Annotated in this window: 11 protein-coding genes; 10 read left to right on the top strand and 1 reads right to left on the bottom strand. The window is 36.4% G+C overall.

Annotated elements, in window-relative coordinates; all coding sequences use genetic code 11:
• Positions 1-268: 268 nt before the first annotated feature.
• Entirely contained in the window at positions 269-2,182 is a 1,914-nt protein-coding gene (locus ACWPWS_RS05500) for an endonuclease (RefSeq protein WP_454045796.1), read from the bottom strand.
• Between the two features lie 190 nt (positions 2,183-2,372).
• Between ACWPWS_RS05500 and ACWPWS_RS05505 the strand changes: the two genes are divergently transcribed.
• The 10 genes from ACWPWS_RS05505 (at position 2,373) to ACWPWS_RS05550 (ending at position 13,942) form a co-directional block, all read left to right on the top strand.
• A complete protein-coding gene (locus ACWPWS_RS05505; protein WP_454045797.1) occupies positions 2,373-3,512 on the top strand; it encodes an acyl-CoA dehydrogenase family protein in 1,140 nt (379 codons plus the stop codon).
• A gap of 24 nt (positions 3,513-3,536) precedes the next feature.
• Complete coding sequence (locus ACWPWS_RS05510) at positions 3,537-4,034, top strand: DinB family protein (RefSeq protein ID WP_079241617.1); 498 nt, start codon at positions 3,537-3,539, stop codon at positions 4,032-4,034.
• A 369-nt stretch (positions 4,035-4,403) separates the two neighbouring features.
• Positions 4,404-7,334 (top strand): reprolysin-like metallopeptidase, encoded by a 2,931-nt coding sequence (locus ACWPWS_RS05515; protein WP_454045798.1) that lies wholly within the window; start codon positions 4,404-4,406, stop codon positions 7,332-7,334.
• 189 nt (positions 7,335-7,523) lie between these two features.
• Entirely contained in the window at positions 7,524-9,752 is a 2,229-nt protein-coding gene (locus tag ACWPWS_RS05520) for a reprolysin-like metallopeptidase (protein WP_454045799.1), read from the top strand.
• A 470-nt stretch (positions 9,753-10,222) separates the two neighbouring features.
• On the top strand, positions 10,223-10,936 hold the full coding sequence (locus ACWPWS_RS05525; protein ID WP_454045800.1) for a hypothetical protein: 714 nt from the start codon (positions 10,223-10,225) through the stop codon (positions 10,934-10,936).
• Positions 10,937-10,946: 10 nt separating this feature from the next.
• Positions 10,947-11,357: a hypothetical protein gene (locus tag ACWPWS_RS05530; protein ID WP_454045801.1), complete on the top strand. Its 411-nt coding sequence runs from the start codon at positions 10,947-10,949 to the stop codon at positions 11,355-11,357.
• A 105-nt stretch (positions 11,358-11,462) separates the two neighbouring features.
• Positions 11,463-12,200: a hypothetical protein gene (locus ACWPWS_RS05535; RefSeq protein WP_454045802.1), complete on the top strand. Its 738-nt coding sequence runs from the start codon at positions 11,463-11,465 to the stop codon at positions 12,198-12,200.
• A gap of 98 nt (positions 12,201-12,298) precedes the next feature.
• Positions 12,299-12,766: a pyrophosphohydrolase domain-containing protein gene (locus ACWPWS_RS05540; protein ID WP_034694493.1), complete on the top strand. Its 468-nt coding sequence runs from the start codon at positions 12,299-12,301 to the stop codon at positions 12,764-12,766.
• A 3-nt stretch (positions 12,767-12,769) separates the two neighbouring features.
• Positions 12,770-13,333: a TlpA family protein disulfide reductase gene (locus tag ACWPWS_RS05545; protein WP_454045803.1), complete on the top strand. Its 564-nt coding sequence runs from the start codon at positions 12,770-12,772 to the stop codon at positions 13,331-13,333.
• A gap of 3 nt (positions 13,334-13,336) precedes the next feature.
• Positions 13,337-13,942 (top strand): DUF4230 domain-containing protein, encoded by a 606-nt coding sequence (locus ACWPWS_RS05550; protein ID WP_454045804.1) that lies wholly within the window; start codon positions 13,337-13,339, stop codon positions 13,940-13,942.
• The last annotated feature ends 25 nt before the right edge of the window (positions 13,943-13,967 follow it).

Raw genomic sequence — 13,967 nt, forward strand, 5'->3', positions numbered from 1 at the left:
GAAAATTTTATTATTACATTAAGTTTAACTCTACTTTTTTACCTTTTTTTAGGCAAGAAGCTATTGCTGCTATCCACTCATACTCCTCGCGCCAAGCTATCCCAGCCCTTTAACCCTCCAACTCTTCCACCTATGCTCCGGGGTAACCGCTTCTATCAGGGCTAAAACAGTCATTGCGAGCAAAGCGAAGCAATCTCATGATCTATAACACCTAAAAATACCCCTGGCAGATCTGTCAAGGGTACTATTTGTTCCTCTTTTAATAGTATTATCTTTTAATAAACTGATGGGCTTTTTCATCAAGTTTTAAAAAATATACACCCACAGGAATCCCCTGCACCGAAATATTTGTCTTATTTCTGAACGGATCTTTCTCCGAATAGATCACTTTTCCGGAAAGATCTATGATCTGAGCCATTTTTACTTTTTCCCTTTCTCCATTTACATACAGATGATCAGAAACAGGGTTCGGATAAATCGTAAACTCATTGTTTTCAGCAATCAATTCTGCGGTAGACAATGTGCCGCCCAGGTTCTGGCAGTAATTGGACGGATAAGAATCCCATTCACCTATACTAAATGTATCAGTGGGCTGACTGATGGTACTCTTTCTATACAAAGATACATTTCCGTTATTATTGAGGGTATATTTTACCCCGATAGCATCCACAGTTACGGTCTTATTATAAGCAAGCTCTACATAATTTTCTCCTGCAAACATCAAAGGATCAGAGGCCGTTACAAATTTCGCCTGATTACTGGTAAAACATGACAAAGTACCTTTTGGATTCAAAATCACAAACGTTTCATTGTTTCCTACTTTGCCCTCTAATTCATAAGTATCTCCATTATAGATTGCTCCGGAACTATTGTTTTTAAACTGAATATTGATTCTGTAATTATTTAAATTAACTTCATGTCCCGTTTTATTAACGATTTCCAATGCATTATTCTTAATGAATTCCGTATTCGTTCCGGAAATATATTTTGTAATCATAAGATCCGGAGCATAGGAATCAGAAGCAATCGTTGATGTGGTAATTGTATTACTGAACGGTGATTCCAGATAGGCTTTATCAAAAGCTTTCACTGTAAACGTATAAGTTGTTGAAGGATTCAGATGGTCAATACTTATAGAAGTTCCTTTTGTAACCGCAACAGGTGTTGTGGATCCGTTCATATAAATCCTGTATCCTAAAATATCAGCATCAGGAGAAGCAGTCCAGTTTAAATTAACAAAATAAGCATTCTGCTGTGTTGAAACCAGCGTTCCCGGAGCTGCAGGAGCAATACTATCAGGTGTTTCGGACCAGATCATATCAATCCACTCAGGATGATCGATAAATGGGTTTCTGTTTTTTTGTATTGTATAGATGGCATTATTTCTGTCGATTTCCCTTTGTGAAACCGGATCTGCCGTACTCCACTGTTTCAGCATGGCAATATAAGCAAGATCAACCGCTCTTTCTTCAGTTCCATCCAGCGGACATTGGTCTGTAGCAGGAGTAAGATTCACTGATGTGGTATATGCCGTATTGAATGAACCTAACTTCCCTTCATATCGTACCGCAAAATATAATAAGCTCCTGGCAATATCACCTTTGAATTCATTAATAGGTTCATAAACTCTTCCTGTATAAGGATAATTCGGAATGGCCGCATTGGAGATCCTTGAAGTATTGCTGAAGATATAATGATTCGTATTGTTTCCTATTCCATAAGGATAATTGCTCCTTCGTTGGTTGATAAATCCGTCAACAGGAATAATAAAGTTAAGATCCGAATACATAGGATAATCACTGATTGAAGAACTTGTACTGAAGGTACTTTGCGGCATCATATGTTCCCTGTTGTATCCCTGACCTTCCATACCCACTCCTGCTACCATCTGATCAACTGTATATTCATAAGCATCCGGCCCCAAAGGAATTTCGGAATAGATATCCAGCAGATATTGAGTATTCGATGCATCGTGATCATAATATCTATCAAGATCAGTCTGCCCATATAACACTTTAAGATCGTTATAATGCCAGTTGACCATTTTTTCTGAAATAATATCGTGGAGTTTTGATTTCAGGGCATACCCCGTAAGCCCAGCTGTTCCATTATAATATCCCGCAGGAGCCTGAGCAGAAATATAAGAGGAAATCAAAATAATAGGAAGTAGAATTTTTTTCATACCTTAAAAATTGGAACCTAAAATAGTGAAATAAAAAACGTAAAAGACTGTATCTTTTCTTAAGAAAGTATTAATTTTCAAAATATAAAAATTTGAAAATTAAATGTATTACCGCTTACTGTTGTCAATAAAATAATTTTTCTTTAGCATTCCATCAATTTGGTTATCTTTGGGAACTAACTATTATTATATGAATACAGAGACTATTGACAACATCAAAATGATAGCGGAAACGGCTAGAGAATTTGCAGAAAAGAACATTAGACCGAACATTATGGAATGGGATGAAAGCCAAACATTTCCAAAAGACTTATTCCACCAATTGGGTGAGATGGGTTTTATGGGAATTGTAGTACCTGAACAATATGGAGGTTCTGGCTTAGGTTATCATGAGTATGTTACTATTCTGGATGAAATTTCTCAGGTTGACCCATCTATCGGTCTTTCTGTAGCAGCACACAACTCACTTTGCACCAACCATATTTATGAATTTGGAAATGAAGAACAAAGACACAGATGGCTTCCTCAGCTGGCATCCGGAAAAGTAATCGGAGCCTGGGGACTTACAGAACACAATACAGGTTCTGATTCAGGAGGAATGTCTACTACCGCTGTAAAAGATGGTGATGAGTGGATTATCAACGGAGCTAAAAACTTTATTACTCATGCTATTTCCGGAGATATTGCCGTAGTGATGACAAGAACTGGAGAAATAGGTGCTAAGAACAACTCTACAGCCTTTGTTTTAGAAAAAGGAATGCCTGGATTTACTTCCGGAAAAAAAGAGAATAAATTAGGAATGCGTGCTTCTGAAACAGCAGAATTAATTTTTGACAATGTACGTGTACCGGATTCTCACCGCTTAGGAGAGGTAGGTGAAGGTTTCAAGCAGGCAATGAAAGTATTGGATGGTGGTAGAATTTCTATCGCAGCTCTAAGTTTAGGTACTGCAAGAGGAGCTTACAAAGCGGCTTTAAAATATGCAAAAGAAAGACATCAGTTTGGAAAACCTATTGCAGATTTCCAGGCAGTCAACTTTATGCTAGCAGATATGGCTACAGAAATTGATGCTGCTGAACTTCTTATCCAAAGAGCTTCTACTCTTAAAAATGCAAAACAAAAAATGACAAAAGAAGGAGCTATGGCAAAACTATATGCTTCTGAGGCTTGTGTAAGAATCTCGAACAATGCTGTTCAGATCTTCGGAGGATACGGTTATACAAAAGATTTCCCAGCTGAAAAGTTCTATAGAGACTCTAAGCTTTGTACAATCGGTGAAGGTACTTCTGAAATCCAGAGACTGGTTATTGGAAGAGATATTACAAAATAACCTTAATTTTAAAAACATATACAAATGATTAAACAGGCACTTTTAGGTGAGTTTCTGCACGAAGCTGAAAACACTAGAAAAATTTTACAGGCAATCCCTGACAGCGCATTAGACTGGAAACCTTCTGAAAAAAACTGGACAACCGGTCAGCTGGCCTCACACATTGCCGAAGTATACAATTGGTACGAATCCACTTTCAATCAGGATACTTTTGATATGGGAGCGTACAAGTATGATAAAGGAGATATTTCCAAAGCGGAAAATATCCTTGCGAAATTTGAAGAAAATGTTGCCAACGCACAGAAAGTTCTGGAAAACTCGGATGAAAACACTTATTTTAATGAGTGGAAAATGGAAATGAACGGAAATGTACTTTTCCCGCCATCTCCAAGAATCCAGGTGGTAAGAGGCTTTCTTTATAATCATTTGTACCATCACAGAGGTGAACTGGTGGTTTATTTAAGATCTACCGGGAACAAAGTCCCTGGACTTTACGGTCCTACTGCTGATGATAAAATGTAAGTAAGGATTATATAAATATACGAAGCTGTTTCATTTTGAAACAGCTTTTTTTGTAGTCATGATGTAGAGCATTTAACAACAGTTGCCAAAATTCAACTTACTAATATTATTTACATATAATTAAATAATTAGTAATTTTTATTGTCTCATTTTAATAAATTAATAAAAAAATACCTCTATTTTATTTTTTTGAAATTAAATTCCATTTCTTCGCTTTCAATTTTCTTTTATTAATAAGGTTTTTCAATTATACTTAATGTATTGCATAACATTTTAAGGTGATATTCCAAATTTCTCTTAAAAAATTTTGTTTTTGATAATATATTTTTCATTAGCTTTGATATTCCACAATCAAATTTAATATTTAATATGAAAAAACAATTAACGCTGATTGGAATGCTCCTTATTTCGGGTATTTCTTTCGCACAGACTGACCGTCTTTGGTCTGAAGGTTCCAGAAAAACTTCATCAGAGATCTTTGAAAACAAAACAGGCATCAGCAATCCAAGGGTGTACAACCTGAACATCGATGGATTAAAGAATGCTCTGGCAAAAGCTCCCAAAAGACTGGCTGCAGGCGAAAAATCAGAACTCATTATTTCTTTTCCGAATTCTGAAGGCAGAATGGAAAGTTTCAAAGTGAGGGAAAATTCCAATTTTGCCCCTGAATTGGCAGCAAAATATCCGGATATCAAATCCTATGTAGGGCAAGGTCTGGATGATCCTAATTCCACAGTCTATTTCAGTGTTTCTCCACTAGGACTGTCATCTATGGAAATTTACGGTGATAAATCTGCAGTATTCATCGAACCTTATACTAAAGATCTTTCTTCTTACGTAGTGTACAGAAAGTCCGACAAAAAAGATGATCTTAATAAGTTTGAATGTACAGTCGTTGACGCTGCACAAAAAGGAGTTTCCAACTCTGCTCTTGCGGCAAGACCTAACGCTGACGATGCCAAACTAAGAACATTCAGACTGGCATTATCCTGTACCGGAGAATACACCACTTATTTTGGAGGTACAAAAGCTCAGGCTTTAGCTGCAATGAATACCACAATGACTCGTGTAAACGGTGTTTTTGAAAAAGATTTCGCAGCAAGAATGGTTTTGATCGCCAACAATGACGCTGTTATCTACACCAATGCTTCTACAGATCCTTATTCTGCAGCTTCAGGAATGAGCAGCTGGAATTCTCAATTGCAAAGTACTTTAACTTCGGTAATTGGCGAAGCTAATTATGACATCGGACACTTGTTCGGAGCTTCCGGAGGTGGTGGAAACGCAGGATGTATCGGCTGTATCTGTACAAACGGATCTAAAGGAAGCGGTTATACTTCTCCGGCAGATGCTATTCCTTCAGGAGATAATTTTGATATCGATTATGTGGCTCACGAAATGGGACATCAGTTTGGTGGAAACCATACTTTCTCTATGAGCAATGAAGGAACAGGCGTAAATATGGAACCGGGATCTGGATCAACAATTATGGGATATGCCGGAATTACCAGCCAGGATATCCAACCTCATTCTGATGCCTTTTTCCATGCGGTAAGCATTCAGCAGATCACTAATAATATTAAAGCTAAAACCTGCTCTGTTAATACCAATACAGGAAATTCAATTCCTACTGCCAGCGCAGGCTTAGATTATACCATTCCAAAAGGAACTCCATTTGTTCTTACAGGAACAGGAACAGATGCCGACGGAGATTCTTTAACCTACATCTGGGAACAAATGGACAATGCTTCTTCTTCTCAGACAGGAGCAAGCTCAGCAGCAAGCGCCACAAAAACTTCAGGTCCTAACTTCAGATCATGGACTCCTACCACTGCACCTGTAAGATATTTCCCAAGAATGGCTTCTGTTTTAACAGGTGCAACCACTACTGCAGGTTCTGAAATTACCGTAGAAGCTCTTTCTTCTGTTGCCAGAACATTAAATTTCAGATTTACCGTTCGTGACAATAAAGCTGGAGGTTCAGGAAACAATTCTGACGATGCGGTAATCACAGTTAACGGAACTGCAGGACCATTCAATATCACTTCACAAAATTCAGCAACGACTTACGCTGGAGGAAGTTCTCAAACCGTTACATGGAACGTAGCAGGAACTACAGCAAACGGAGTGAATGCTGCCAATGTAGATATCCTTTGGTCAACAGACAGCGGAAATACCTGGACTACCCTGTTAGCAGGAACTCCAAATGATGGTTCACAGGCTGTAACGATTCCTAATTCTACTACCACTACAGGAAGAATTATGGTAAAAGGATCAAATCACATTTTCTTTGATGTCAACAATGCCAACATCTCTGTAAATGCAGGTTCCGGAACTCCTGACACGGTTGCTCCTACAGCTCCTACCCTTGCCGCTTCAGGAACTACTGCTACTACAACCAATCTTTCATGGTCAGGTGCTACAGACAATGTAGCGGTAACCGGATATGATGTATACCAAGGTGCTTCCTTAATCGGTTCTACAGCTTCTGCTACCTATACTGTAACAGGGCTTACTCCAGCAACAACTTATTCTTTCTCTGTTAAAGCAAAAGATGCTGCAGGAAATGCTTCTGTTTCCAGCAATACCGTAAGTGTTACTACTCTTTCCGGTGGAACCGTTACCTATTGTTCTTCTTCGGCTTCCAACACTGCTGATGAAAGAATTGGAAACGTAACATTTGGATCAATTAACAATACATCTACAGGAACTGCAGGGTATGAAAACTTCACTTCAGTTTCTACAAATGTTACAAGAGGAAGTGCTTATACGATTTCCATTACTCCGGTTTGGACTTCTACAAAATATAGCGAAGCATATGCTGTTTATATTGATTACAACGGCGATGGAGACTTTACAGACAGCGGAGAATTAGCTTGGACAAAAGCAGGTTCTACAACCAGCCCGGTTACAGGATCTATTACCATCCCGGCTACTGCTACAGTTGGATCTACAAGAATGAGAGTTATGATGAAGTATAGCTCAATCCCTACTTCTTCATGTGAAGCATTCACTTATGGACAGGTTGAAGATTATACTCTTAATATTGTTTCTTCAGGAAAAGGAGATCTTCAGAATACAAAAGACCTGATTACAGATGTGAAATTGTATCCAAACCCTGTAAGAGATATCCTTTATATTTCAAATACAACTTCGGAAGACTACAGAATCTTCGATATGGGTGGAAAACTAATTGACTCAGGAAAACTCCAAAGAGGATCCGTGAATGTCAGCAACCTTATCAAAGGGGCTTATATGATTCAAATCGGAGAATCAGCTAAGAGATTCATTAAAAATTAGTAACTAATAAACTTTTTAAAATTAAACGATGTGAAAAACTGTTCTGTATAGAACAGTTTTTCTTTTTTATTGAATTTTATAAAATATTTTTAACACCCCCTTCTGTCTAAGGGAATACTGACAAAAAGTATACAGATAAAATATATTTTCAGGCATTTTTTTTACTATTTTTGATAAAAATACATTTGCGTGAAAAAACAATTATTGATGATGGCGATGCTCGCATTGTCGGGTATTACATTCGCACAGACAGATCGTTTATGGACCTCGGGTTCCTCAAAAGTATCTTTACCGATTTTAGAAAGCATGTCTCGTTTTGAAAATCCCCAGCTTTATCATCTGAATATAAGCGGATTAAAAAATGCATTGGCTAAAGCCCCAAAAAGATCAACACAGAAATCTGAAACAATTATCTCTTTTCCCAATTCAGCTGGGAAAATGGAAAATTTCAAGGTAGCAGAAAATTCTAATTTTGAACCTGAGCTGGCTGCTAAATATCCAGATATCAAATCTTATATAGGTGTAGGTGTGGAAGATCCTGCATCAAAGGTTTATTTCAGCATTTCTTCGCTGGGACTTTCTTCTATGGAAATATATGGTGACAAATCCTCTGTTTTTATTCAACCTTATACCAAAGATCTTTCAACTTATATCATTTACAAAAAATCAGATAGTAAAGACAATCTGAATAAACTTGAATGTAAAGTTTTAGAGGGAGCTCAAAAAGAAAATCTCAAAGCCGTATCAAATAAAAATGCAGATGATGCCATATTAAGAACGTTCAGGCTTGCTCTTTCTTGTACAGGAGAATATACCTCTTATTTTGGGGGAACAAAAGCTCAGGCTTTAGCAGCTATGAACAATACAATGACCCGCGTAAATGGTATTTTTGAAAACGATTTTTCAGCAAGAATGGTTCTTATTGCCAATAATGACGATATCATTTATACAAATGTATCCACAGATCCCTACTCTCCATCTTCACAAATGAAGAATTGGAATCTGGAGCTCATGAACAATTTAAGCACTTCTATCGGAAATAATAATTTTGATATTGGTCATCTTTTCGGAAGAGATGGAGGCGGTGGCAATGCAGGTTGTATCGGATGTATTTGTGATAATGATATGTCCACTTATCAGGATCAGGGGATAACCTATCCCAGCAGCTACAAAGGAAGTGGATACACCTCTCCGGCAAACGGCAATCCTTCAGGAGATACTTTTGACATTGATTTTGTAGCTCATGAAATGGGACATCAGTTCGGAGGAAACCACACATGGTCATACGAACCACAATCTGGATTAAAACCCGTAGAACCAGGTTCAGGATCTACCATCATGGGATACGCCGGGGTCACCAATTATGATGTTCAGAAAAATTCAGATCCGTTTTTTCATGCTTTAAGTATTGAACAGATTACAGATAATATCAAAACAAAAACCTGTTCTGTAAATACCAATACAGGAAACTCAATTCCTACAGCAAATGCAGGACTTGATTATATTATTCCTAAAAGCACGCCTTTTATGCTTACCGGATCCGGAACTGATGCGGACGGAGATCTGCTCACCTATATCTGGGAACAAATGGATAAAGGAACCTCTTCTGAAACAGGAGCTAATTCTGCAGCAAAAGAAACAAAAATTGCAGGCCCTATATTCAGATCATGGACTCCTTCAAGTTCTCCTGTAAGATATTTTCCAATAATGTCTTCTATTTTAGCAGGCGCTCTTAAGACAACAGGAACGGAAATAGATGTTGAAGCTCTTCCTGCTGTTGCCAGAACTTTAAATTTCAGACTCACTGTTCGCGACAACAAGGCCGGAGGTGGTGAAAATAATTCGGATGACACTAAGATCACTGTTAATTCAGCAGCAGGGCCATTTGCCATAACCTCGCAAAACACAGCAATTTCCTACGTAAAAGGGAGCTCGCAAACAGTAACATGGGATGTAGCAGGAACTACAGCTAATGGAGTGAATACAGCCAATGTAGATATTCTATGGTCAACAGATAATGGAATTACGTGGACAACATTATTGACAGCAACCCCTAATGACGGATCAGAAACAATTACAATCCCTAATATTTTAACCAGTTCTGGAAGAATAATGATCAAAGGAAGCAATCAGATTTTCTTTGATATCAATAATGCCAATATTTCTGTAAAAACTTCTGACGACAAATCAACAGATGCAAATTCATCATCTACAGAAATCAAAATGTATCCTAATCCCGTAAAGGATATTCTTACTCTTACCAATACAAGCAATGAAGAATATAAAATCTATGACATGTCCGGAAGACTTGTCAGCGCAGGAAATCTTGAAAGCGGAACAGTGAATGTCAATAAACTAACCAATGGAATCTATGTAATCCAGGTGGGAGGATTTGCAAAACAATTCATTAAAAAGTAACAAAAATATATTTCAATCAGAAAGCTGCTCATTCGGACAGCTTTTTTTATTTGATAAAATGAAAATATAAATTCAAATACGTTTATTATTTAATTAAATTTTACAATAATGTTTTATTTAAAACAAAATAACTAATATTTAAGTTTTTTAATTTAAATTTATCACATAGCAATATTTCATTGTGCCGTTTACCCAGATTGTATTTAAGGGAGCTACAAGCCGTTTTTTGACGTCTGATGCAGTTGCTTCTTTTGACTCTATTTTGATATAAATTAGTATTTCCAGCAATTTATAGCCAGAAAAGTATATTATTAAATCAAATTCAGGCACTCAAAAATTCTGTTATTGACTGGAAAAATAGTAATACTACCATATCAGTATTTCCATTTAAGATTTCTGTAAAAATAATGTTTCAAAAAGGTACTCCTTCTAATACCTCAATAATTTAAAAATAATTTAAAATTTTTTATATGAAACATTTATTTAAGTACATTTTTTTTTTAGCAATCACTTCTTTCTCGGTTGCCTGTAGTTCGGACAATGATGACGTAATAGATATCAATCCTGACGTTACTTCTGTCTTCTACAAAAACGCTGATGAACTGGCGGTAACTTATGACCCCAATAATTCGGTAAGCCAGGCAATCAGAAATCAGGCGTATGACCTTTACAAAAGAGGCAAATGGAGTGAACTGGAATCTCTTTTTAAAGCAAATAATTTAAATGGCAGCTGGCCGCCTGCAAACGGAGGGTATAATATTGTGGATGATGTTGCTTTACAGGTTGGACAGAAGTTTGACAGATACAGCGGCGCTGTAGGCAACTACAACGGTACCGGGGTTCCTACATTAGGAGGAAGTTTCACAAGCCCAATCATCAATGGATATACCTATACATTTACTCAAAGAGCGTTAAATCAGCCTGAAGACAAATACGATTTCTATTATGAAATTGATGTATTGAATAACTCCATGCAGTTTAAAACCCAGACCGCAGACATCATTCCTTGGTTCGGCCAGGCAGGAAAAGGAAAACAAACCATGTGGAAAATCCCTCTTGATATCAATACAGGATACCAGAAAACCTGGAATAAGCTGGCAGAAGAAGGTTATATAAAAGTTACCATCAAGAAAAGCCCTAGCGGAAAATATCCTAACTTAGTAGGCACAGTTATTCAGCCATAAATCTACCCAGATGTATTCAATATCAGAAAAAATAAACATTACCGAAAAAGCTTCTGTTGAAAAAAGCAGCTTTATCAATGATGAAGCTCTTCCATCAGCCATAATAACTTTCAGCTGCTGCCATTGCGGCCACAAAAATACAGTTGAAATCGTTCCCTATGAATCAGGATTTCCTATCTTTCAAGTATATAATGAAAATAAAGTACTTTCCAGAGAAGAATTATTAAAACACGGAATAGTAAACGAAACCTCTCAGAGAATGCTTCACTTTGGAGAATTGACCGTCAATGACCAACCAACATTATATTTTGGCACAGACTGTACTTCCTGTCATTCAAAATACATCTGTGTATTCAGCTTTGGAGAGAAACAGCCGGGATTGATGATATTAAATATATCCGGCGTTTGGAAATATGAATAACTGAAATCATTTCTACCCATACAATAAAAGTCTACAGCCTGAAAGTTGTAGACTTTTTCTTAATTTAGCGAACAAACTAATTTAAACCGTGAAGCACATCTAAAAATGAAAAAAATAACACTGTTCCTATTTACCCTATACTTTGGCTCAGCATTTTCACAAAAAACACTGGCACAATATCCGGACGGCCAGTTTCCATACCAAGGAGGTTCCATCCAATTATTCTCAGACATGCAGAACTATTTTCTGACAACCGACGCAAAACCATGTGATAAAAACGAGATGTATTTTGTAACCTTAAAAATTGATAACACCGGAAAACCTTCTTTGGTAAAGAAAAAGAGTGATGAAAATGCCATAGAAAGAAATAAATGTGCTTTCAATCTTGCTGTCAAATCTTTAGGGAGCTTAAAAAACTGGCAGCCTGCAGAAGAACAGGGAGAAAAAGTTACCGCATATTTTGATTTTCCTTTTTTAACAGAAGATTTTTTTGAAAATTATAAGTCTGATTATGATATTTCAAAAATATATCAGCCTGCTGAGCTACCCGGTGGAGTGAAAGAGCTAAGAAAAGAAATACATAAAAAACTTGAAGGATATTTAGATTCGGAATCTTACAACCCAAAAGGAAAATTTATTATATCCTTCATCATAGATACAGATGGCAGCATTTCTACTGTAGATATCGAGCCTAAAGTAGATAATAGCGAACAGTTTTTTGAGGATATAAAATTTATTTTGAAAAAAATAAAAGTAAAATGGAATCCTGGAAAAATTAAAGGACAATCTATAAAATCAAAATTCAGAATGCCTTTTAATTTCAAATCAGCAGATTTAGATTAAAATTCTCAAAAAGCAGTTCTTTTGTGCTCTGCATTTTATTCCTGTACATTTCACATTTTACAAATCCTTTTCTATCTTTGTGGGAAATAAAAAAATTCATGGATAAAATTGATAGTCTGAACCAAGTAGCAGAATTCCATACTACTTTCAAAGCCCCTATTTTAGATACCCCACAAATTCCTTCTCCGGAAAGATGCAATCTTAGAGTGGAGCTTTTACAGGAAGAATTGAACGAACTGAAACAAGCCATTGCAGATAATAATATTGTAGAAATTGCAGATGCATTGTGTGATCTTCAGTATGTTTTGAGTGGAGCTGTACTGGAATTCGGACTTGGCAACAAATTTGTAGAGCTATTCAACGAAGTTCAGCGCTCCAATATGTCGAAAGCATGTGACAATGAAGAACAGGCAAAGGAAACTGTTGAATTTTACAAAGAGAAGGAAGTAGAATCTTTTTATGAAAAGTCCGGAGAAAAATTCAATGTTTACAGACAGGCAGATCATAAAGTATTAAAAAACAAATACTACTCTCCTGCTGATTTAAAATCAATTATTGAAAAATAGCATATGAAAAAATTTATTACCAATATTATTGCCTTTTCAAGTTTATTTTTAGCTGCACAACAGTTTAATGCTCAAAAAGTAGTAGTAAACCGTGAAGTTGAAACTCAGAAAGATGGCAAAATGCTTTTAGGAAACCAACTGAAAGAGCAGTTTTTAAAAGCTCCTTATGCAGATTGGTATGTAAAAGAACATGATGAGTATGTTCTTGACCAAAAAGCCGTCAGTGAATTAAAAAAAGAGAAAATCGGGACTTATGATATTATTGTATTCATGGGAACCTGGTGTGAAGACAGCCACAGAGATTTTCCAAGACTGATGAAAATATTGGAAGCCGTAAGCTATCCGGAAAATAAATTGAATATCATAGCAGTAAACCGTAAGAAAGAATCTCCTACCGGAGATGAAAGTCTTTACAATCTTCAAAAAGTTCCTACCATTATCCTGAAAAGATATGGAAAAGAAGTGGGAAGAATTATAGAAATGCCTACTACAGGATATATCGAGAGGGATTTAGTTGAAATTCTTAAAAAGAATGATTCGTCTGTCATCAAAGAAATTTTTAAATAGATTTTGAGAAATTATAGAACAATATTATCCTTTGCAGCCGGTGCCGGTGCCATGGTTCTTCTGTTTTTTGGACTGAAGTCCTGCCTGAACCTTGGAAATAAAACTGAAAAGTCTGATTATTATATCCTGACCAATCAGATTTCCAAGATGAATAAAATGGTGGTGATGGAGCAGAATACTTCCAGCATGCAGAAAACCAAGATGGGTTATGAAGTATTCGGGAAGGAAGTCTCCAGCAACAGCATTATAACTTATACAAAGACCAATGCACAGGTTTCTTATGACCTTAACAAAATGAAGATCGAAGTAGATTCTATCAATAAAAAACTGATTATCACCGAGCTTCCTGATGCCGACATAAGAATTACGCCAAGCGTTGAAATTCAGTCTTTGGATGATTCTTTTATTAACAGAATTTCAGAAAAAGATATTAAAAATGTTACCCAGAAAGCTAAAGAAACAGCCGAAAAATCAATTGATCAGAATCAACTGAGAAGTGAAGGCCGTAAACAGCTGATAGAAAATCTTAATAATATCTTTGTTTTAGCTAAGGCTTTAAATTATGAAATAGAAGATAAAACAGGAAAAATTGGTATTTTAGGACTTTAAGGTAAAATATTTCCGTTTGGCAAAC

This window comes from Chryseobacterium sp. Marseille-Q8038, from assembly GCF_965111995.1.

What these genes read in the sequence shown, in the direction of transcription:
- ACWPWS_RS05500 (WP_454045796.1), bottom strand. Translation starts at nt 2,182, where the DNA reads ATGAAAAAAATTCTACTTCCTATTATTTTGATTTCCTCTTATATTTCT.
- ACWPWS_RS05505 (WP_454045797.1), top strand. Translation starts at nt 2,373, where the DNA reads ATGAATACAGAGACTATTGACAACATCAAAATGATAGCGGAAACGGCT.
- ACWPWS_RS05510 (WP_079241617.1), top strand. Translation starts at nt 3,537, where the DNA reads ATGATTAAACAGGCACTTTTAGGTGAGTTTCTGCACGAAGCTGAAAAC.
- ACWPWS_RS05515 (WP_454045798.1), top strand. Translation starts at nt 4,404, where the DNA reads ATGAAAAAACAATTAACGCTGATTGGAATGCTCCTTATTTCGGGTATT.
- ACWPWS_RS05525 (WP_454045800.1), top strand. Translation starts at nt 10,223, where the DNA reads ATGAAACATTTATTTAAGTACATTTTTTTTTTAGCAATCACTTCTTTC.
- ACWPWS_RS05530 (WP_454045801.1), top strand. Translation starts at nt 10,947, where the DNA reads ATGTATTCAATATCAGAAAAAATAAACATTACCGAAAAAGCTTCTGTT.
- ACWPWS_RS05535 (WP_454045802.1), top strand. Translation starts at nt 11,463, where the DNA reads ATGAAAAAAATAACACTGTTCCTATTTACCCTATACTTTGGCTCAGCA.
- ACWPWS_RS05540 (WP_034694493.1), top strand. Translation starts at nt 12,299, where the DNA reads ATGGATAAAATTGATAGTCTGAACCAAGTAGCAGAATTCCATACTACT.
- ACWPWS_RS05545 (WP_454045803.1), top strand. Translation starts at nt 12,770, where the DNA reads ATGAAAAAATTTATTACCAATATTATTGCCTTTTCAAGTTTATTTTTA.